This is a genomic window from Kribbella speibonae (assembly GCF_004331375.1).
In the GTDB taxonomy this organism is placed as follows: Bacteria; Actinomycetota; Actinomycetes; order Propionibacteriales; family Kribbellaceae; genus Kribbella; species Kribbella sindirgiensis.
Map to the genome: position 1 here is coordinate 866615 of NZ_SJKC01000002.1, position 20205 is coordinate 886819.

The following is a 20205-nucleotide window of genomic DNA, read 5'->3' on the forward strand; positions in this document are numbered from 1 at the left end:
AGGTGCCGGACCGGCGTCCAGGTAACACACCCCTCCGGGCATCAGCCGCCGAACTCGAACGTTCCGGTGACCAGTTGCTCGAGCCGGTCGATGGTAGCGAGCGCCGCCTCGTGATCAGATGACGAGCCGAAGACCAGGGCAAGATGGTCGGCCCACCCGTTCCGCCAGTCGACCGACTCACCGGGCCGACGGTTGCGGCCGACGTACCGGACATCCTCCAGCCGCCGGGCCTCTTTCAGGCCGTCGAGTTCGAGGAGGCGCCGCGCCTCCATCGGGGCATGGCTGGCCCAGTACCACCCGACGCTGGAAGGTTGTGGTGGGTCGAGCGCTCCGGGCCTCCCGAGCGCGGCGGCCAGCACCGTCCGGACCGGGCTGACCACGCCCGCTGCCGCCCACACCTCGTCGACATAACCCCCGAGGCGAGAGTTGACCTCGATGATGCGCGGCCCGGTGCCGGTCAGCTTCAGCTCGAGGTGTGCGGGACCTTCGCGCAGACCGATCGCGGTGAGCGCGCGGACCGCGAGACTCTCGCATGCCTGGGCGAGGTCGTCGTCGACGGTCGCGGGGAACACATGGCCGCGTTCGCGGAACGGCGGTGCGAGTGGGAGCTTGCCGGTGATGCCGAGCACTCGATGCACTCCCCCGGCCGAAACGGTTTCGACCGACACGTAGTCGCCCCACGGGCCGCTCGTTCGGCCACACAGCAGTTCCTCGACCACCATCGGGCCGGCCTCGACCGCGGCTGTCAGCTCGCGGCCGAGTTGCTCCAGGTCTTCCGGGCCGGACACGAGGTACGTGCGGGTGGATCCGCTGCCGCCATCCGGTTTCACGACACACGGAGTACCGACGTAGTCCACTGCAGCGACGAGCGCTGCTGGGTCCCGAACCGCTGCTGCCTTCGTCCGCTCGACTCCTGCTGCTGCCAGCAGCTTGCGCTGACCGGACTTCCTGAGTGCCCCGGCCCGCACAGCCGCGGCGTTGTTCGGCAAGGACAACTCCTCGGCCAGAAAAGCAGTCGGTGCGAGCAACTGCTCGGCGAACGTCACCACCGCCGCAAGAGACAAGTCGCGCAGTTCAGCCGGTACTACGAACCGATCGCCGTCCAACTCCGCTTCGGCACAAGGAGCCAGCTGCCGGAGAACCTCGAGCAGCTCCCCTCTCGTCCCCCGGGGAACGAGAAACCTGATCTGCGCGAGATCCTTCGCCGCCTGGACGATCCGGACCGGCGAGGCCGCCCCCGGAACGAACGGGATCACGACCGTCGGCAGCGTGTCCGTCATGCCGGCTCGACCGTCAGCCGTCGTACCGGACCGGCCGCCCATCCAAGCACGACCAGAAGGGCCGCAGCCGCCAGCGAGACGAGGAAAACGCTGCTCGGAGACCAGTTGGAGACACACACTGCGAACAACGCCTGCGCAATCGGGATCGCGCTGAACGAACCGATCATGTCGACGCTGGAGACCCTTCCCAGCATGTTCCGGGGCACAAGGGTCTGGAGGACATTGCTGTAGACGACGGTCGCCGCAGCCGAACCCGCACCCGCCAGGGCTCCGAGCACCACCAGCACTGGCAGGTTGTGCCACCAGACCAGCCCCGCATAGGCGGCGACAACCAGCAGGCTGGTCGCAAGGAAGACCCTGCCCGCGGCCTTCGGGCCGGCGGACTTCATCATGAACAGCCCGACCAGCAGGCCGCCAACCGCGGTTGCCGTCAGCAGAACGCCGTACTGGAATTCGCCGTCGGGTCGTTGCGCGAGGATCAGCGGCAGGACCGAGAACGTCCCGGCGAACACGAAGACGACCATGGCGCACGAGATGCCGACGAGGCCCCACAACCACGGAGCGCTGACCACGAACGAGATTCCCTCTCGCAGTTCGTCCAGCATCCGCCGGCGCTCACGCGCCTGATGGGGATACGGCCAGGGACCTCCCAGCACGAGAGCGACCGCGGCGACGGCGAACGTCAGCGCGTTCACGATGAAGGCGAGCTCGACGCTCGCGAGCACCAGCGCCGCCCCCAACGGGCCGCCTACGAGGCTGACCCCCCGCCAAAGCGCAGTACGGAACGCGTTGCCGGAACCGATGAGCGCAGTCGGCAGGAGCTCCGGTGTGGCGGCCGCCATGGCCGGCTGGAAGATTCCCTCTGCCAGCCCGAACGCGAGTCCGAGCGCGAGGAGATGCCAGGCCTGGGCCGTGTCGGTGGCGAACAGGATGGTCACCGCGGTCACGAAGGCGAGGCGGACCAGATCGGAGGCAAGCACGATCGACCGGGCCGAGCGCCGGTCGCTCAGCACCCCGCCGATCGCCAGCGCCGCGACCAGGCCGATGCCCTGAGCAACAAAGATCTGCGGCAGCAGGGAGCCGGTGCGATCCAGGGCCAGCGACGAAAAGGCAAGGCCGACCTTGAACGCGGTGTTACCCAGTTGGCTGACCGCTTGCCCAGTGGTGACGAAGACGAAGCCGCGCTGTCTCAGCAGTTTCGGGGCCGCCTCGGGCTCGGCAGCCGTCCGAGGATCAGCCATCGAGCCGTGCTCGGATCAGGTCGGCGAGCTCCGCGGCCGTCGGCGCCTCGAAGAACGCGACCAGCGGGATCCGCAGACCGAACGCGGCCTCGATCAGCGCGACCGCCCGGGTCGCGATCAGGGAGTCTCCGCCGAACTGGAAGAAGTCGTCGTCGGCGGTGAGATCCGGATCCTCCAGCACGTCGGCGAGAATCCCCCGGACGATCGCCGTCGCGGTCGCCGGGTCGGGTCCGGTCGCCGCACCCGCGGGGTGGAATTCAGTCATGATGGCGAACCCTCTCGAGAATCGTTGTACGCCGGGCGAGAACCAGTTGAACGACCGCAGCGCGATCCACCTTGCCGTTCGGGGTGAGTGGTACGGCGCGGGCGGTGACGACCCATTTCGGATAGGCCGCCCACGGAAGCCGGTCCTTGATCCCCCCGCGGACGCTCCGCTCGTCGACCTGCTGCTCCGAGCTGGGTACGACGAGTGCCCCCAGCCCTGCCTCGGTCATCACCGCGCAGGCGGCCATCACCTGCGGCAGTTCGAGGAGCGCGGCCTCGATCTCGCCGAGCTCGATGCGTTGCCCGTTCAGCTTGAGCTGCTCGTTGTCCTTGCGGCCGCGAAAGTGCAGTACGCCGTCGGCGTCGCGGACAGCCAGGTCGCCAGAGCGGTACCACCGTCGGCCTCCCACGGTCGGAAAGGCCTCCGCCGTCCGCGCGGCATCTCCCAGGTAGCCGAGGGCGAGGCCGTGCCCACCGATGAGAATCTCGCCCACCTCACCGTCGTGCACGGCCAGATCATCCGGACCGCAGAGCGCGATTTCGACGCCCGTGATCGGTGTGCCGATCGGTGGCGGGCCCTGGCCGGACCCGGGTTCGACTACGTGACTTGTCGTCACCACGGTTGCTTCGGTCGGCCCGTAGTGGTTGATCACCTGGTAGCCGGCGGACTCTGATGGCCGGACCTTCAGGGCATCGCCGCCGGTCAAGAGGAGCCGCACGCCGGGAAGGTCCAAGCCCTTGCTCAGCACCTGTTCTGCGATCGCGGTGGCGGCCCACACGACGGTGCAGCTGTTCGCAACGGCTTCCTCGGCTACGAAGTCCCCGACGACTCTGCAGAGGTCCGAGCAGGTGACGAGCGTCGCCCCTGCCCACAACGTCGGCCAGAGTTCCAGCATCGCTCCGTCGAACCCGAGACCGAAGGTGTGCAGGACACGGTCGTTCTCGTCCAGGCCGTGGCGGGCAGCACTCCACCGCACGAGGTTGCTCAGTCCACTGTGCGGCACCACCACCCCCTTCGGAGTACCGGTCGTGCCAGACGTGAAGACCACGTAAGCGGGCTGTGGTTGGAGGGTCGGCGGCGAGAGGTCTTCGCCTGGCGATCCGTCGGCGGTCGAGATCACGAGTTCGCGTCTACGAACAGTGGCGAGGTGCTCCGGTGAGGCGAGCACCGCTGAAGTGCGGGCTTCGTCGACGATGGTTTCCAACCGACGCGCCGGCATAGCGGGGTCGAGCGGAACGTACGCGGACCCGGCCAGCCAGGTGGCCAACGCAGCAACGACGAACTCGACCCCTCGCGAGCAGACGAGCACAACCCGGTCGTCGGCGCCGACACCGTGTTTCCCGAGCAGCCTGGCCAGTCCTTGGGCCCGGGACCACAGCTCGCCGTAGGTGACGTCGCCCCCGTCACCGCAGACCGCGAGTGAATCCGGGCGATCCCGGGCCCAGGCGGCGATCCTGGACCACACCGGCTCGAATTCGGCGCTGATCACTTCCGGCCTGCCCGCTCTTCGGAGCCGGACAACGCGCCGGCGAACTGCTCGAGAAATCCCCGTACTCCTGACCGGGAGAACCGTTCGGCCTCGAAGTTGGCCTTCAGCACTACCTCGCTCCCCCGTTCGACCACCCAGAGGCTCAACGACTTGTTCACTCCGGAGTCGAGGCGCAACTCGATCCCGGGCATCTCACCCAGCGTCAGCCGGCTCGTGTCGAGGGCCGCGTACAGGTAGTCGAGATAGATCCCGTACCCGTATCCGGAGGCCAGCGAGCCACCGACGCCCAGCCGGCCGATGAGGTCGAAGAGGGCAAGTCGGCTGTTCCGCAAAGTCGCGATGATCGCAGCCCTGGACGCCGTCGCGTAGTTCGCGAAGTCGGCGTGGCCCTCCGGCTTGGTGGCCACGTACGCGGTGGTGTGGGCGAAGGAACCGACGGTCTGGTCGTACATCCCGTCTCGCCGGTTGGGCAGTACGCCGGTGATCGCGATCGCTCCGTCATCCGCGTACGGGGCCAGGCACAGATTGAGCGCGGTGAGCGCCGCTCCGAAGGGTGAAAGGCGGGAGGCGCCGGCTCGCTCCCTCATCCGGGCGGTCGTGCCGGCGTCGAGGGCGTACTCCTCGAAGGCCGGCGTACCGAGTCCGTCCGCCCGGCCTTCCGTCGCGAACGGAAGCCCGATGCTGTAGGCCTTCGGGAACTCGTGGTATCTCGCCTGCCAGTAGGCCACCTCGTCCTGGGCCGCGGCGTCTTGCTCGACCTCCTCCTCCTCCAGAAAGCCGGCGAACGGTCTGGGGCTCGCCGACGGAGGCGACTGCCCGTCGTACACGGCGGCGAACTCGTCGAGGATGAGTCTCAGGGACCGGGCGTCGCAGACCAGGTGGTCGATCGCGACGATCAAGGTGTCGCCGTCCGGACGCCGTGAAACGACGACACGCCACGGCGGATCGTTCCGGCGATTGAAGTGCCGAAGGGCCACACGGGCTGCCTCGTCGTCGGAGCCGTCACTCGAATGCGTGCTGAGCACGCGGTCGACGTCGGCCGGCTCGAAGCCCACGTCCGATGCCCGGAGCAGGTTCTCGTCGTCCAGCGCGAACCGCATCCGCAGTGCGTCGTGGCGCTCCATCAACACGGCGACAGCGGCCCGAAGCCGATCAAGCTCCAGCGGGGCGGGAAACCGGAAGGCCGCCGTGACGTGCCGCATCGCCTGATCCGGGTGGCGTTCAGTCACGTCGTACAGCCGCCGCTGCATGAAGGTGGCGCGGAACGCCGGCTGGTTCGTCGGTCGAAACGTCATGGCGTTACTCCTGTGGTCAGGCTGGCGGTACAGCGCGCGGCAGCCACGATGTCGGCCGGTTGAGGAACGATCCCGGGGGCCAGACCATGGGGGGAGTACGGGATCGGCCCCTCCATCGCGGTGACGCACCGCGGCTCGGCGAGCAGCTCCGGAACCTGCGCCCGCACCGCACCGGACAGCCACCAGGCGAACGAGGTCTTGCTGGGTGCCTCGTCGACGATCACGAGCCGTCGCGTCTTTCGGACGGACGCAAGGACCGTGTCGAGATCGAGCGGCTCGAGAGACCGCAGGTCGAGGACCTCCAGGTCGAGAACACCGTCGAGTTCGGCGCGGGCCGCCAGGGCGTGCCGAACAGTCGGACCGAGAGCCACGACCGTCACGTCGGCACCCGTCGCGACAGTGTTCGCCTCGCCGACCTCCAGGCGCTGAGGGACCGGACCCGAGGGCTGCTGCTTGCAGAGGTCGATGTGCTCCAGGAAGATCGTCGGCCGCAGGCCGCGCAGGGCAGCAGCCATCAGCGGCCCCGCGTCCTCGGCGCACGACGGGTAGATGACGTCGATTCCGGGGACACCCGCGAGCATCCAGTGCGGCATCCTGGCGTGCGTCGTACCGGGGGTTCGCACGGGAATCCCGGTCCGCATCTTCAGCACCACCGGGGCAGGCAGGCCGAAGAGGCCCTGGCTCAGCGACAGGCCGTTGAGGAGCTGGTCCATGACGATGTAGACGAAGCTGGCATGCCACAGGTCGACGATCGGCTGCAGGCCGGCCCGGGCGGCGCCCACCGCCATCCCGACAACGCCGTTCTCGGAGATGGGCGTGTCGATGACGCGCAACGGACCGAACTCTTCGATCAGATCGGCCCGGTACCTCGACACCTCGAGCCCCATCAGCACGACCGAACGGTCGGCGCGCATCCGGGCGACGACGGCCTCGGTGACGGCGGTGTCCCAGCCCCGTTCGCCGAGTGGCGGCGTCGTGTCCACCGCGAAGCTGCGTTCTTCATGGCCGTGGAGGTCTCTGCCCATGGACAGCTCCCCCGTCATCTCGCGCCCGCCGCGACAAAGGCGAGGGCGACACTGCGGCGTACTTCGGATTCGATCGCGGCGAGTTGCGCATCGGCGGTCTCGCCCAGAACCTGGTGGAGGTGCTCGCGGCAAAGCTGCACCGGATCTCCCGGAACGTCCTGCTGGAGCCCCGCCTGCGAGTCGGCGAAGTGTCCGGTCAAGAGCTCCACCTCGGCCTCGACGAGGACAGGACCGGCGCCGCTCACTGCCCGGCGGCGAGAATCGGTCACCGCGGCGCGCATCGCGTCGACATCGGATCCGTCGACCACCACGCTGTGCATCCCATAGGCGTTCGCACGGTCGGCGACGCGCTCGACCGGCGAATAGGTGGCGAACGCCGATCGCGACGACCGGCGGTTGTTCTCGCAGATGAACACGACCGGCAGCTTCAGCAGCGCTGCCAGATTCAGGCTCTCGTGGAACGAACCAGTCGCCGTGGCACCGTCGCCGAAGAAGCACAGTACTGCACCGCCTTCGCCCGCGGCCTTGAGCTTGAGCCCGGCGCCGACGGCGATGGGCAGGTTGCCCCCCACGATGGCGGCACTGTCAATGATGCCGAGCTCGGTCGCCGCCAGGTGCATGGAACCACCCAGGCCCTTCTGATACCCGCCGGGGCGACCCAGGATCTCGACGATCATCCTGACCGGGTCGGCTCCACGGGCCAGCAGCGTGCCGTGGCCTCGATACGTCACACAGAGCAGGTCCCTCTCATCGGCCGCCGCGCAGGCGCCGACAGCGACTGCCTCCTGGCCACAGGACAGGTGAATGAAGCGCGCGACGTCGTAGCTCGCCGCCACCAGTTCCGCCAGCCGGACGTCGAACTCACGGATGAACAACATCTGGCGATAGGCACCGGTCAGCCATACCTGCGGCCGATCAGCCGTTTCCCGCAGGGCTGTCGAGGGCGCCATCATCGACCACCTCCCGGAGCGACCGCTCGCCGGCCGGCCAGGTGCTCTTCGAAGGTGGCGATCACCGCGGCGACGTCGTCGCGGGCCGGCCAGTCGCGCCAGTTCGCCCGCTCCGGCAGACCGAGAAGGTGGCTGATGGGGTCCTTCAACCGAAGGGTCTCCAGCTCTGATCGCTGGGCCGGATCAGAGCCCGTGAACAGACGCCGGCGTACTTCAGTTCCGTTCCGGACCGTCGATTCCAGGTAGACATAGGGTTGCGCGCCGAACTGGCGCAGCTTGCCCGCCAGCTCCCCCAGCCCGTCCAGCCGGGTCGACGTGAAGCGGCCCTCGAGCCATCCGTCGATCGCGACCGGTTGCGGAAGGCAACAAAGATGTGCGTGATGCGAGAACCGGCCCGTCGCGTCGGTCTGCGCACCACCGCCGGCGCGGCCTTGCTCGTAGAAGATCGGAGCCGTCGCACCCAAGGCGTGCTCGAAAAACGCGCGGACTGTCTCCTTCAATTCACCCAACTCCGCGATGGCTTCGTCCGGTAGCTCGGCCAGGCACCTGGCACCACCCTGCCCGGAGTCGCAGCTGTACGGCGCGATGATGAGAAACCCCGGGATGAGCTGTCCCAGCGGGACCAGAACGTAGAAGTAGCGCCCGCGCAGGACGATCTGCTCGGGAGCGATCTCGCTCGCCCCGGAAGCGCTCTCCCGGCAAAAGGTGCAGTACGCGCCGATCGGATCACTTCCGGGCAAGGTGCACCTCCGCAGGATTTCCCTTGCTTTCCCGGAGTCCGGCCAATCCTGCGACCAGGAGATCCGGGGAGGAGTACTTGCTCCAGTCGGCCAGCTCCGGCTGCCCGATCGCCGCCGAGATCAGCGTTCGCATCAAATGCGGCTCCATTTCCCCGGAGTCCGCGACAAAGAACAACCGGTCGCCTTCCGATCGCTCGTAGTAAACATACTCGCCGTACTTGTCGAATGCGTCCGCCACATCCCGATGAGACTCCAGCCGAACCGTGACGAAGCGCTCCGAGAGTTCTTTCTCGACATTGTGGTCGCCTGGCACGAAATGCGAGTGGAAATGATGACAGAACCGGTCTTCCGGGCCGTGCGAGAGACAATGCCCGGCCCGGCCGTGCTCGTAAACGGTGACGGCTCCGTGGTCGGCCACCATTCTTCTGAGCAGGTCGTCGTGCAGCGCGGCGAGTTCGGCCTGGTGCTCGGGCGGAACCTCTCCCGCGCAGCCGTGATGATCGGTCGAGAAGACCATCAGGTGGCCGGGCCGCAGCGGCGCCGGATCCAGGCAGACACCGAAGTTCTCCGTTCGGTGCACGACCAGAAGGGGTGAGATGTCGCAGAAAACACAGCCGCTCCGGTAGGCCGCCATCAGCGCCCAGTACTCGTCGATCTTCAAACTGCTGTCCTCCCTCAGAGGTGATTCACAACGACTGGATGCCCGCGCAGACCAGGTCGACGGCGGTCTTGTCCGTCGACCGGCCGAAGCTGACCCGGACGGTGCCCTGTGGATCAGTGCCGATGCTTTCGTGAATGAGCGGCGCGCAATGCAGACCGCTGCGCACCAGGACGCCGACTCGCTCCTCGAGGAGGTGCGCAACCTCGGCCGGATAGAACCCGTCAACGGTGAACGACAGAACGGGTACCCGGTCGACCCGGTCGTCCAGCTCGACCACCCGGACTCGTGGCAGACCGCGCAGCCGGTCGGCGCACTCCTCGCGCAGGTCGGCCGCAGACGGCCCCGCTTCGGCCGGTTGGTCCAGTTCCGCCAGGGCGGCGCCGAGGCCGGCTATCCCCAGGTAGTTGACGGTTCCCGCCTCGAACTTGGCCGGCATCCCGTGCGGATGGGTCAGGGACTGTGAGTTCGAGCCGGTTCCGCCCTGGAGCAGCGGCGCGACCGTTTCCGGGTCGCGGACGAACAGACCGCCCGTCCCGGACGGACCTCCGATCGCCTTGTGGCCCGTGAAGGCGACCAGGTCGACGCCCCACTCGTCGGCGGCCACCGGCAAATGGCCCAGCGTCTGGGACACATCGAGCAGGAAGAGCGCGCCGGCCTGGTGCGCACGGTCGGCAAGTTCGACGACCGGCGCGACTGCTCCGGTCACGTTCGAGGCGTGGTTGACGATGACGAGCCTGGGGCCCGCTTCGAGGGCTCGCCCGAAAGCCTCGAGGTCGATCCGCCCGTCGGGGCCGACCCGCACCACTTCGTAGGTGCTCTGCCCTGCCCGCCGGCGCTGCTCCAACGGCCGCAGGACGCTGTTGTGCTCAGCTTGCGTCGTGACCACATGATCGCCGGGAACAAGAGCTCCGTGAATCAGGGTATTGAGGGCAAAGGTGGCATTTGCCGAAAAGGCCACGTTGTTCGCACGGGCCACCCCGAGAAGGTCCGCCGTCCGGTGCCTCACCTGGTCAACGAGCTCATGGGATTTGCGCGCCTGACCATATCCGCCGCGGCCGGGGCTCGCACCGATCGAGAAAAGGTAGTCGGCCATGGCATCGACCACCACCGGTGATTTCGGATGGGACGTACTCGCGTTGTCGAGATACACCAACTGCATTCCCCCACCGCTTTCTCAGGACATTCACGATCGACTCCACGTCGAGGCCTCAGCGAGGCTAAGTCCTACTGAAAGGTAGGGCAACTGTGTCGCTGAGCACGCGATCCGCGTCTTGTTGGGGATCGTGGCGGGCTGGTATCGCGAGTGCGCGTGGACAGCGAATTCCGCGCGACATCACGGACAGTTACCCGTACAGAAAATGTATGGGTGTTTGTACCTGTTGAGCCGGTCGAGCGCTCCCTAACCTGGGCCGTTGAGGTCAGGCGAGCCGGCGTTGCATTCCTGCTCTTGGGTTCGATGAAGGAGGGGCGGTCTGTGAATCGTCGGGAGTACGACGTGCGGCACGCCGTCTTCGCTGGCGTAGGCGGTCGCCGTCGCAGATTGCGGCGGCTACCAGGAGGTGGACGGTCATTGATGACAGGTCGGACAGGCCGCTCTCGTTGAGCGACGCGGCCGTGACGTACCCGAGCAGCAGGGCGCCGCAGGCCCGGACGTACGGCGTCGGCGCGCGGAGGACCGACACCCACGCGGCGACCAGCGCCACCGCGACGATCGCCACGGCCAGCAGACCGGTCTCCCAGTAGAGACCGAGCCAGCTGTTGTCGATCGCCATCACGTCGACGTCGCCTTCACCGCGGGTCAGCAGCACGCGCTTGTTGCCGAGTCCGTGGCCGATGATCGCGGTCTGGATCGACACCTTCTCGTCCAGGACCGCCTGCCAACTCGTCGTACGGCCGCTCAGCGAAGTGATCTGCTGCGTGCCCTGACCGCGCAGCAGCCAGGTGTGCAGCGACCCGATGGTCAGGAACGCGAGGCCGAGCAACCCCGGTACGACGAGGCACGCGATCCGGCCGAGCCACGTCTTCCGGGTGATGATCAGCGCGATCACGAGCCCGAACGCGACCGCGGCGGCCGACGTACGGGTCCGGCTGGCCGCGATCAGGATGCCGCCGAGGCCGATCAGCGTCATCGCGGGCAGCGTCGACAGCTTCCGGCAGATCAGGCCGATCAACGCCAGCCCGAGCAGGATCGCGCCGACCTCGCCGACGCGTGGCGGCAGCATCGGGATGATGACGCCCTGCAGCCGGTACCCGGCGCCGAGCGAGCGCAGCGGCCGCCACGCCTGCGAAGGAGCGACGGCCAGACTCAGGACGACGGTTGCCCCCAGCAACAGATGGGCCCACAGATGCGCGCGCACCAGCCGCTCGGGCACCTGCACCAACGGCCCCCACAGCAGGAAGAGCAGCACCAGGCCGATCAGGAACCGGGCCAGCCGGGTCAGCGGCCCCATCGGCTCCGCCAGCAGGAACGCCGTCGCGCACGCGAACAGCACGTACATCACGTACAGCCAGCTGGCCGGATTCACCCGGGTCCGGAACCCGGGTTTGGTCGCCGCCAGCGCGACCAGGAAGACCGCTCCGAGCAGCAGCCCCTTCGCGATGCTGTTCGTCGACCCGGTCGTGCCCTGCGGCGCCGCCACCCGGGACGACCACGGCTGCACGCCGAGCACGAACAGGCACCACAGCATCAGCCAGAACCAGGCCGGCCGCTCGACCTCGCTCTCGACCGTGCCCGGGACCGCAGGCGCCAATCGCGTCCCCGAAGTCATCGCCATCAGCGCATCGGTTGCGCGCCCGCGTCCAGCGGCTTGTAGTTGAGCGGGATCCCGAGCGTCTCGTCCTGCGTCGACGTGCCGATCAGTACGACGCCCAGCACCGGGGCGCCGGCGAACTGCAGGGCGCCCGTCAACCGCGCGACGTCCATCTCCTTGTCGAGGCCGACCTGCACCACCAGCACCGACGCGTCGACGGCGGCGGCGAGCGGCGTGATGCCGTGCCGCCCGACCGAGGCCGGGCCGTGGATCACCACGGAGTACCCGGGCGGGAGGTCCGCGACGATCCCCGGAACCAGCGACGGGCCGACCGCCTCGGCCGTCTCCTCGTGGTTCAGCCCGGGCGGCAGCACGTACAGGTCCGCGACGGTCCCCGGCCGGAACAGCTTGCGGGCCCGGATCGCGCGGGTCGCGGCCGGTTCGTTCACCAGGTCGGTGAGTCCTTCGTGCCCGGTGAGGTGCGGGAGTACCGGCGTACCTTCGATATCGGCGAGCACCAGCAGCGTCTCGCGGCCGTCGCGGGCGTTCGCCTCGGCCATCGCCAGGGCGATCCCCGCCGAGTTCGGGGTCGGGGACGCCGACACGACCAGCAGCGCACCCGGGGCGCCGGCGGCGAAGGCGCGCGGGTTCAGCTCGCGGCGCGCCAGGGCGCCACTCGCCTCGGCGCCGAGCGCGGTGATCTCGTACTGCGGGAGCTCCGGGGCGGACCGCTTCCACATCCGCCGCCGATAGCCCTCGGAGGCCGCGATGACCGGCGAGGACGACGCCCGCGCCGCCTGGTCGCGGGTCAGGATGTACGGCGTCAGGTGCGACCGCAGCAGTGCGAGGCCGAAGCCGAGGACCAGGCCGAGGATCCCGCCGACGAGGATGTCCCGGGCAACCATCGGCGAGGAACTGGCGGTGTCGGTCGTGGCCGGCGTGACGAGCTGGCTCCCGGAGCCGACAGTCGACAGCGCCTTCAGCATCGCGGCCGCGTCGTCCGCGGCCTGCCTGGCCTCGGTCGCCAGGCCCACGCGCTGGTCGCGCAGCGCGGCCGCGGTCTGGTTGTCGCCGCGACCGACCGCCTCGTCGATCTGGCTGACCAGGCTGCGGGACTGCGTGGTCGCCGTCTTCGACCGGGCCTGGGCCTGCTCGGCCAGGTTGGTCAGCAGTGCCTTGGCCTCGGTGTTGCGCTGCGCCAGGTAGATGGCCGCGATCGCATTCGCCCGGTCGACCGCCTTCTGCGCGGTCGGGCCGTCGGTGGTCACCAGGTAGGCGTTGTCGGTGACAGCCTTCACCCGTGTCACCGCGGCCAGGTCCTGGATGGTCTGGTCGTTGTCCGGCATCCCGAGGGCCTTGACCACCGCCTTGAGCAGCGTCGGGCTGGCCATCACCCGCGCCTGGGTCTCGGCCGGCAGGTCCATGCCCAGCGGGCCGCTCTTGTCCGCGGAGGTGGACAGCTTGCCGACCAGCGCCGGCGGCACTGCCGGGCCGATCACCAGCTGGCTCGAGGCGGTCCAGCGCTCGGTCTGGGAGAGCGCGAACACGGAGGCGCCGAGCAGTCCGAGCAGGATGCAGCCCATGATCAGCCATTTCTGCCGCAGCAGCGACTGAGCGGTCTCCCGCCAGACCACGGTGCCCGGTTCCATCTACTACCTCACTCTGTCGACGCCAGCGACCCAGGATATCCACAGGTGGGGACGAGGTACTCACGCGATCTCGCCCTGTGCCCTACTCTCTCTCCTGGGGGATTCACGTGAGGGGTACGGCGCCGCTGCGCCGAACATGTCCAAGGGGGGACATCGCTACATGACCAAGACACGGCTGTTCACGCGTCTGGGGATCGTGGGCACTCTGCTCGCCGGTGCGCTGGTGGTGACGCTCGCGCCACCGGCGCAGAGCGTCGAGGCGTCGCTCGCGGCCACCAGCAGCTCGACCTGGCAGACCAACGCCAGCGTCCAGGGCCTCGCGGTGGCCGCCGGCAAGGCGTACGCCGGAGGACGCTTCACCAGCGTCCGCCCGCCGGGCGCCGCGCCCGGGACCGGCGAGGTCGCCCAGGCGTACCTGGCGGCCTTCGACGCGGGCACCGGCGCGCTGGTCAGCTCGTTCACCCCGGTGCTGAACGGTCAGGTCTACGCGGTCGCCGCCTCCGCGGACGGCTCCCGGATCTTCGTCGGCGGTGACTTCACCACGGTCAACGGCCAGACCCGGAACCGGATCGCCGCCTTCGACACCGCCACCGGCGCCCTGGTCGCAAACTGGAAACCGTCCGTTTCGTATCGCGTCAAGTCCATCGCGGTCTCCGGTACGACGGTGTACTTCGGCGGCTCGTTCGGCCTGGTCAACGGCGTGGACCGGCTGCGGCTCGCGGCCGTCACCACCGACACCGGCACGTTGTTGCCGTGGGCCCCCGCGACCAACGGCGACGTGTACGCGGTGGACGCCGCGGACGACGCGTCCAAGGTGTACGCCGGCGGCCAGTTCAGCACGGTCAACGGCACCACGCAGAACACCGTGACGAGCCTCGACCCGGTCACCGGCGCCGTACTGCCGTTCCCCGGCGCCTCCGCCGTACCGCCGCCGAACGGGTCCTGCACGACCCGGGTGAAGACCATCGACGCCAGCGGCGACACCGTGTACTTCGGCAACGGCGGTGACGGCGGCGGGTGCTTCGACGGCACCTGGGCGGCCGACATCGCGACCAACACGCTGAAGTGGAAGAACCAGTGCCTGGGCGCGACCGAGGCGGTCAAGGTCGTCAACGGCTGGCTGTACAAGGGCTCGCATGCGCACGACTGCGCCAACCAGGGCGCCGGCGGCTTCCCGCAGGGCTTCGGCTACCGCTTCCTGCTGAGCGAGAAGCTGACAGACGGCACGCTCGGGCCGTGGTTCCCGAACACCGACGCCGACCCGAACAGCGTGACCAACGTCGGCCCGCTGGCGTTCGCGACCGGCGGCAACGACCTGTGGGTCGGCGGCGACTTCCTGAACGTGAACGGCACAGGCCAGCAGGGCCTGACCCGCTTCACCAACGCCCCTCCGGGCGCGGCCCCGGCCAAACCGGCCAAGCTGCTGCCGTACAGCGTCCAGCCGGGCGTCGTGCAGATCCACTTCCCGACCGTCGTCGACAACGACGACAGCACGCTGACCTACCGGCTGCTCAAGGGCTTCAGCAACACCACCATCGCGACCTGGACGGCCAAGTCCACGCCGTGGGACCGCCCCTGGCTGAGCTACACCGACACGTCCTCGGCGCCGGGTGAGGTCACCAACTACCGCGTCGAGGTCACCGACGGCAGTACGACGATCCGCGGCAACTACGCCGACCAGGTCACGGTCGCCTCGGCGGCGTCGACGGCGTACGACCAGATCGTCAGCGCGGACGGGCCGCAGGCGTACTGGCGGCTCGGCGAGCCGGCCGGTACGACGACGTCGGTTGACTCCTCCGGGCAGAGCAACAACGGCACCTTCACCGGCGTGACGCTGGGCGGCGCGGGCGCGATCGCGGGCAACACCGCGCTGACGACCAGCTCGAGCAGCGGGCGGATGGTCGGCGAGAAGGCGTACAGCTTCCCGCAGCAGTTCACCGTCGAGGCCTGGGTCAAGCAGAGCGGTTTCAACCGCGGCGGCCGGATCATCGGCTTCGGCAACTCGAAGACCGGGAACAGCGGCGGTGGCGGCGACCGGATGCTGTACATGCGGACCAACGGCTCGATCGTCTTCGGCGTCAACGACGGCGCGCAGCGCACGCTGACCTCCCCGTCCGGCAAGAACGACGGCCTGTGGCATCACGTCGTCGGCAGCTACGACAACGGGGCGATGAAGCTGTACGTCGACGGCGTACTGTCCGGCAGCGCGCTCGTGGGGTCGGCGTCGGTCTACTACGGCTGGTGGCGGGTCGGGTACGACCTGACCAACTCGTGGCCCGGCGGCGGAGCGACCCAGACCGGAATGGGCATCGACGAGGCAGCCGTCTACCCCTACGCCCTCACCCCGCTCCAGGTCCAAAGTCACTACAACGCAAGGTGAAAAGGCGTCTTTCTGCAAGTTCTGGCACAAACTTGTAACGCAGTTGGGAGGCCCGCTTTCGGTGGGCCTCCCACAGCGGTAGTGTCCGCCGCTGGTGCGTGATGAGGCACGCGCTTGTGAGGCCCCGCCTGTCGAAGGACATAAATGAAGAAGTTAGTGCTGGCCCTTGTCACCGGTGCGGCTGTTCTGGCCGCGGCGCTGATCCCCTCGGGACCGCCCGTGCAAGCGGCGACCCCGGGGTTCGCGTCTGCGGTGTCAGCGATCAAGCAGACCTCGTGGCAGACCAACAACAGCGTGAACGCGCTGGCGATCGCCGGGAACACCGTGTACGCCGGCGGCCTGTTCACCCGGCTCCGGCAGCCGGGGATGGCGTCCGGCCAGGCGGCGGAGGCCCAGCGCTCGTACGTCGCCGCGTTCGACCGCACCACCGGCAAGCCGACCGGTTTCGCGCCGGTCCTCAACGGTCCGGTCTATGCGATCGCCACCAGCCCCGACGGCAAATGGGTGATCATCGGCGGTGACTTCACCACGGTGAACGGCATCCGGCGCAGCAAGATCGCGATGTTCTCGGTCGCCACCGGCAAGCTGGTCGCGGCCTGGGATCCGGTCGTGGCGGCCCGGGTGAAGGCACTGGCGATCTACGGCAACAGCGTGTTCATCGGCGGCGCGTTCCGCGCGATCGACGGCGCGACCCGCAACCGGCTGGGCGCGGTCCGGCTGATCCAGGGCGACCTGCTGCCGTGGAACCCGAACGCGAACAACGACGTGTACGCCGTCGACGTCGCCGACAACGGCACCCGGGTGTTCGTCGGCGGACCGTTCAGCACGATCAACGGCAAGGACCACTACTCGCTGGCGATGCTGAACAACACCACCGGCGCGGCGTTCGCGTTCCCGGCGGCGGCCGCGATCCCGAAGCCGACCGCGACCTGCACGACCCGGGTGAAGGACATCGACACCCTGGGCGACAACGTGTACGTGTCCAACGGCGGCGACGGCGGCGGCTGCTACGACGGCGTACTGGCCGCACAGGTGTCGACCGGCAAGCTGCTGTGGCAGAACAAGTGCCTGGGCGCGACCGAGGCGATCAAGGCGATCGGCAACTGGCTGTACAAGGGCTCGCACGCGCACAACTGCTCCTCGTCGCCGAACGGATTCCCGGACGGCACCGGTACGCACTACCTGCTGGTCGAGAGCACGATCAACGGCAACCTCGGGCCGTGGTTCCCGAACACCGACGCGAACCCGAAGAGCACCACCCAGGTCGGCCCGCTGGCGATGGCCGGCACCGCGACCGATCTCTGGGTCGGCGGTGACTTCCTGCACGTGAACGGCACGATCCAGGTGGGTATCACTCGGTTCACGAACACGCCGGGCGGTGCGGCGCCCGGCCTGCCGAAGGCTCCGACGCTGACCGCGACGTCGTCCGGGCGGGTGTACGTGAGCTACAGCGACACCTACGACCTCGACAACCTGACGCTGACGTACAACGTTTTCCGTGGCTCGCTGAACGTCGGCTCGAACAAGTACACGTCGTACTTCTGGCAGGCCCGTAAGACCTACCAGGTGGTCGACCGCGGCCTCGCCCGCGGCTCCACGTACACGTACCACGTGGAGGTCCACGACGGCCGCAACATCAGGAAGGGCGCCAGCGCCAGCGTGAAGATCCCGTAACGGTCTCTTCCGGATCGACACCCTCAGTCGTAACTTGGTGACTGGGGGGATCGATCATGGGGCGAGGATTCTTTGTTGCGTTGGGCATCGGCGGACTCCTGCTGGGGACGGCGCCGGCACCACCCGCGCTCGGCACGGGGGCGGGCCTGACCGCTGTCGCCGCGTCGGCCTGGCAGACCGACGCCAGCGTGCTCGGGCTGGCGGTTGCCAAGGGCAAGGTGTACGTCGGGGGCCGGTTCCTGAAGGTGCGTCCGCCGGGCGCGGTGGCCGGCACCCACCAGACCGGCCGGACCTATCTGGCCGCGTTCAGCCAGAGCACCGGCGCGCTCGACACCGGCTTCAACCATGTCCTGAACGGGATCGTCTGGGCGATCGTTGCATCGCCCAACGGCACCAGGGTGTACGTCGGCGGGGACTTCACCCGCGTCGACGGCCAGGTCCGGAACCGGATCGCCGCCTTCGACACCGCGACCGGCGCACTGGTCCCGGCCATCGCGCCGCGGGTGTCGTACCGGGTGAAGGCGCTGGCGGTCGGCGGGAGCAGTCTGTACTTCGGCGGGTCCTTCGGGCTCGTCAACGGCGTGACACGGAACCGGGCGGCCGCGATCAGCACCGTCACCGGTGCACTGCTGCCGTGGAACCCGAACGCGGACAACGACGTGTACGCGATCGACGCCGCCGACGACAACTCGAAGGTCTATCTGGGCGGGACGTTCGCCACGGTCCGCGGGACGAGTCGCTGGGCGGTTGCCAGTGTCAACAACTCGACGGGCGCACTGCTGCCCTTCGCGGCGGCGTCCGCCGTACCGCTGCCGTCGAATGGGTGCACGTCGCGGGTGAAGGACATCGAGACGTACGGCAACCGGGTGTACTTCGCCAACGCCGGCGACGGCTGGGGATGCTTCGACGGGACCTGGGCGGCCGATGTTGCCACCGGCAATCTGGTCTGGAAGAACAACTGCCTGGGCGCGACCGAGGCGGTGACCGTCGTGAACGGGTGGCTGTTCAAGGGGTCGCACGCCCACAGCTGTCCCGGAGCCTTCCAGGACGGCACCGGCAACCACTTCCTGCTGCTGCAGAACCCGGCGAACGGGTCACTCGGGGCCTGGTTCCCGAACACGAACGCCGGGCCGCCGACGTCGGTCGGTCCGCTCGTGTCGGCCAGCGGCGGCACCGATCTGTGGGTCGGCGGCGACTTCACCAAGGTCAACGGCGCCGGGCAGCAGGGCCTGACCCGGTTCACCAACCTCGGCCCCGGCGCCGTGCCGACCGCTCCCCCGCTCCCGACCCTGTCCCGTCCGGCGAAAGGTCAGGTGGCGGCCAGTGTTCGGGCCTCGCTGGACAACGACGACATCCGTCTTACCTATCGCCTGCTCCGCGGGTCGACCGTCGTCGCGACCACGAGGGTCAGCTCGGCGTTCTGGTCCCGCCCGACCGTCACACTGACCGATGTCACGGCGCCGTCCGGAACCTCGCAGGCGTATCGCGTCGAGGTCTCCGACGGGAATCACGCCGTACGAGGCGGCTACGCCACCGTCACGGTGCGCTGACCCGGCGGTGGGCGGCGATGGCGCGGTGCGCCTCGTTCCACCAGAGGAGCAGGGTGGCGAAGGAGGCGCCGGCCAGTCCCCACGCTGCGCCTTTGGGGCCCCAGAGGAAGGCGCCGCCGACGCCGCAGATGATGAGGACGACGGACGAGATCAAGCGGACGCGGAGGCCGCGGGTGGCGGCGGTGAGCGCTCGGAGGATGGCGAAGGCACCGGCGTTGGACGCGCCCAGGGCCTGCAGCAGGATGACGGGGACCAGGACGCTGTGGGCCTGGTTCCAGACGCCCGGGCCGAGCAGTTCGCGGCCGACGACCGGCGGTAGCAGGAGGAAGATCGCGCCCCACGCCAGTGCCCCGGCGCCGACGCCGAGCGAGATGGCCAGTCCGACGAGCCACAGCCGTCGGTACGAGTGCCGCAACGCACGCGCCGCCTCGGGGACAGAGATCATCCGGATGCCCTGGTTCAGGACGTTCACGGGGCCGAGCAGCACCTGCGCTCCCCGGATTCCCGCGGTCGCCACCAGGCCGGCGGCCGCGGTGATGCCGAGCATGTAGACCTGGATGGTGCCGGAGACCGCGAGCATCTCCCCGACGTACTTCGGGCTCAGGTCCCAGTTCCGCCGGACCCATTCGCGGATCAGCTGCCGGCGTGGCGCGACACCCGCCTGGAAGCGGCCGGCGATCGCGGCGATCACCGCGCCGAGTCCCCACCCGAACGTGAGCGTGAAGGCGGACGTCGTACCGGTGAGATAGAGGCCGCCGAAGATCGCCAGCATCGCCAGCAACCAGATCAGGTCGTTGACGAACGCCTTCTGCCCTTCGCCGACGACGAAGAACGCCCAGCGCCACGCATCCTGCAGCAGCAGGCCGGGCATCGTCACCGCGAACGCGATCAGCACGCCCCTCGACGGCACGCCGGGGAACGCCGCGATCGCCAACCCGACCGCGAGCGCGAGGAATCCGGCGAGCAGGGCGGTCGCCGTGCTGGCTCGTACGGCGCGTTGCCAGTCCGGGGTGCGTTCGCCGGAGTACCGGACGGCGAGCGGCTCGGTGGAGATCGCCCGCGACACGTTGAGGGCGATCGTGTAGCCGCCGAAGGCGAGCGCGTACACACCGAAGTCCGCGACGGTGCTGGACCGCGCGACGACGACTCCAACGGCGAGGTTGCTGAGGCTCGACAAGCCCTGATCGGCAAGACCCCAACCCGCGCGACCGGCCGGTCCGGCCAGCCGACGTAGTTTCGGCCGCCGGAACTTCACC

At 68.8% G+C, this 20205-nt stretch carries 16 protein-coding genes; 3 read left to right on the plus strand and 13 right to left on the minus strand.

Annotation, left to right across the window (positions count from 1 at the left end; all coding sequences use genetic code 11):
• Nucleotides 1-41 precede the first annotated feature (41 nt).
• The 12 genes from E0H92_RS17420 to E0H92_RS17475 all read right to left on the minus strand — a co-directional run bounded on the left by E0H92_RS17420 (nt 42) and on the right by E0H92_RS17475 (nt 13345).
• Nucleotides 42-1280: an ATP-grasp domain-containing protein gene (locus E0H92_RS17420; protein WP_165549814.1), complete on the minus strand. Its 1239-nt coding sequence runs from the start codon at nt 1278-1280 to the stop codon at nt 42-44.
• Nucleotides 1277-2521 carry an MFS transporter gene (locus tag E0H92_RS17425; protein ID WP_131462599.1) on the minus strand — a complete coding sequence of 415 codons (1245 nt, stop codon included), beginning with the start codon at nt 2519-2521 and terminating at the stop codon, nt 1277-1279. The genes E0H92_RS17420 and E0H92_RS17425 overlap by 4 nt, the downstream gene beginning before the upstream one ends.
• Nucleotides 2514-2786 carry an acyl carrier protein gene (locus E0H92_RS17430; RefSeq protein WP_131462598.1) on the minus strand — a complete coding sequence of 91 codons (273 nt, stop codon included), beginning with the start codon at nt 2784-2786 and terminating at the stop codon, nt 2514-2516. Before E0H92_RS17430 ends, E0H92_RS17425 begins: the two co-directional genes overlap by 8 nt.
• Nucleotides 2779-4275 (minus strand): amino acid adenylation domain-containing protein, encoded by a 1497-nt coding sequence (locus E0H92_RS17435; RefSeq protein WP_165549815.1) that lies wholly within the window; start codon nt 4273-4275, stop codon nt 2779-2781. The genes E0H92_RS17430 and E0H92_RS17435 overlap by 8 nt, the downstream gene beginning before the upstream one ends.
• Nucleotides 4272-5570 carry a condensation domain-containing protein gene (locus E0H92_RS17440; RefSeq protein WP_131496947.1) on the minus strand — a complete coding sequence of 433 codons (1299 nt, stop codon included), beginning with the start codon at nt 5568-5570 and terminating at the stop codon, nt 4272-4274. The genes E0H92_RS17435 and E0H92_RS17440 overlap by 4 nt, the downstream gene beginning before the upstream one ends.
• Nucleotides 5567-6595 (minus strand): alpha-ketoacid dehydrogenase subunit beta, encoded by a 1029-nt coding sequence (locus E0H92_RS17445; RefSeq protein ID WP_165549816.1) that lies wholly within the window; start codon nt 6593-6595, stop codon nt 5567-5569. The genes E0H92_RS17440 and E0H92_RS17445 overlap by 4 nt, the downstream gene beginning before the upstream one ends.
• Before the next feature lie 14 nt (nt 6596-6609).
• Nucleotides 6610-7548 carry a thiamine pyrophosphate-dependent dehydrogenase E1 component subunit alpha gene (locus E0H92_RS17450; RefSeq protein WP_131496949.1) on the minus strand — a complete coding sequence of 313 codons (939 nt, stop codon included), beginning with the start codon at nt 7546-7548 and terminating at the stop codon, nt 6610-6612.
• A complete protein-coding gene (locus E0H92_RS17455) occupies nt 7545-8285 on the minus strand; it encodes a hypothetical protein (protein WP_131462593.1) in 741 nt (246 codons plus the stop codon). Before E0H92_RS17455 ends, E0H92_RS17450 begins: the two co-directional genes overlap by 4 nt.
• Nucleotides 8272-8946, minus strand: a complete 675-nt coding sequence (locus E0H92_RS17460; protein ID WP_131462592.1) for an HIT family protein — start codon at nt 8944-8946, stop codon at nt 8272-8274. The genes E0H92_RS17455 and E0H92_RS17460 overlap by 14 nt, the downstream gene beginning before the upstream one ends.
• Nucleotides 8947-8971: 25 nt before the next feature.
• Nucleotides 8972-10105, minus strand: a complete 1134-nt coding sequence (locus E0H92_RS17465) for an aminotransferase class V-fold PLP-dependent enzyme (RefSeq protein ID WP_131496950.1) — start codon at nt 10103-10105, stop codon at nt 8972-8974.
• Between the two features lie 259 nt (nt 10106-10364).
• Nucleotides 10365-11714: an O-antigen ligase family protein gene (locus E0H92_RS17470; protein ID WP_238173472.1), complete on the minus strand. Its 1350-nt coding sequence runs from the start codon at nt 11712-11714 to the stop codon at nt 10365-10367.
• Nucleotides 11715-11719: 5 nt separating this feature from the next.
• Complete coding sequence (locus tag E0H92_RS17475) at nt 11720-13345, minus strand: Wzz/FepE/Etk N-terminal domain-containing protein (protein WP_131462590.1); 1626 nt, start codon at nt 13343-13345, stop codon at nt 11720-11722.
• Nucleotides 13346-13505: 160 nt separating this feature from the next.
• Here E0H92_RS17475 and E0H92_RS17480 point away from each other — a divergent pair, with 160 nt between their 5' ends.
• The 3 genes from E0H92_RS17480 to E0H92_RS17490 all read left to right on the plus strand — a co-directional run bounded on the left by E0H92_RS17480 (nt 13506) and on the right by E0H92_RS17490 (nt 18949).
• Nucleotides 13506-15725, plus strand: a complete 2220-nt coding sequence (locus tag E0H92_RS17480; RefSeq protein WP_131462589.1) for a LamG-like jellyroll fold domain-containing protein — start codon at nt 13506-13508, stop codon at nt 15723-15725.
• 144 nt (nt 15726-15869) lie between these two features.
• Entirely contained in the window at nt 15870-17399 is a 1530-nt protein-coding gene (locus E0H92_RS17485) for a WD40 repeat domain-containing protein (RefSeq protein WP_131462588.1), read from the plus strand.
• A gap of 56 nt (nt 17400-17455) precedes the next feature.
• A complete protein-coding gene (locus tag E0H92_RS17490; RefSeq protein WP_131496951.1) occupies nt 17456-18949 on the plus strand; it encodes a fibronectin type III domain-containing protein in 1494 nt (497 codons plus the stop codon).
• Here E0H92_RS17490 and E0H92_RS17495 read toward each other — a convergent pair.
• Entirely contained in the window at nt 18936-20204 is a 1269-nt protein-coding gene (locus E0H92_RS17495; RefSeq protein ID WP_131496952.1) for an MATE family efflux transporter, read from the minus strand. The two genes, E0H92_RS17490 and E0H92_RS17495, sit on opposite strands and share 14 nt — an antisense overlap.
• Between the last annotated feature and the right edge of the window lies 1 nt (nt 20205).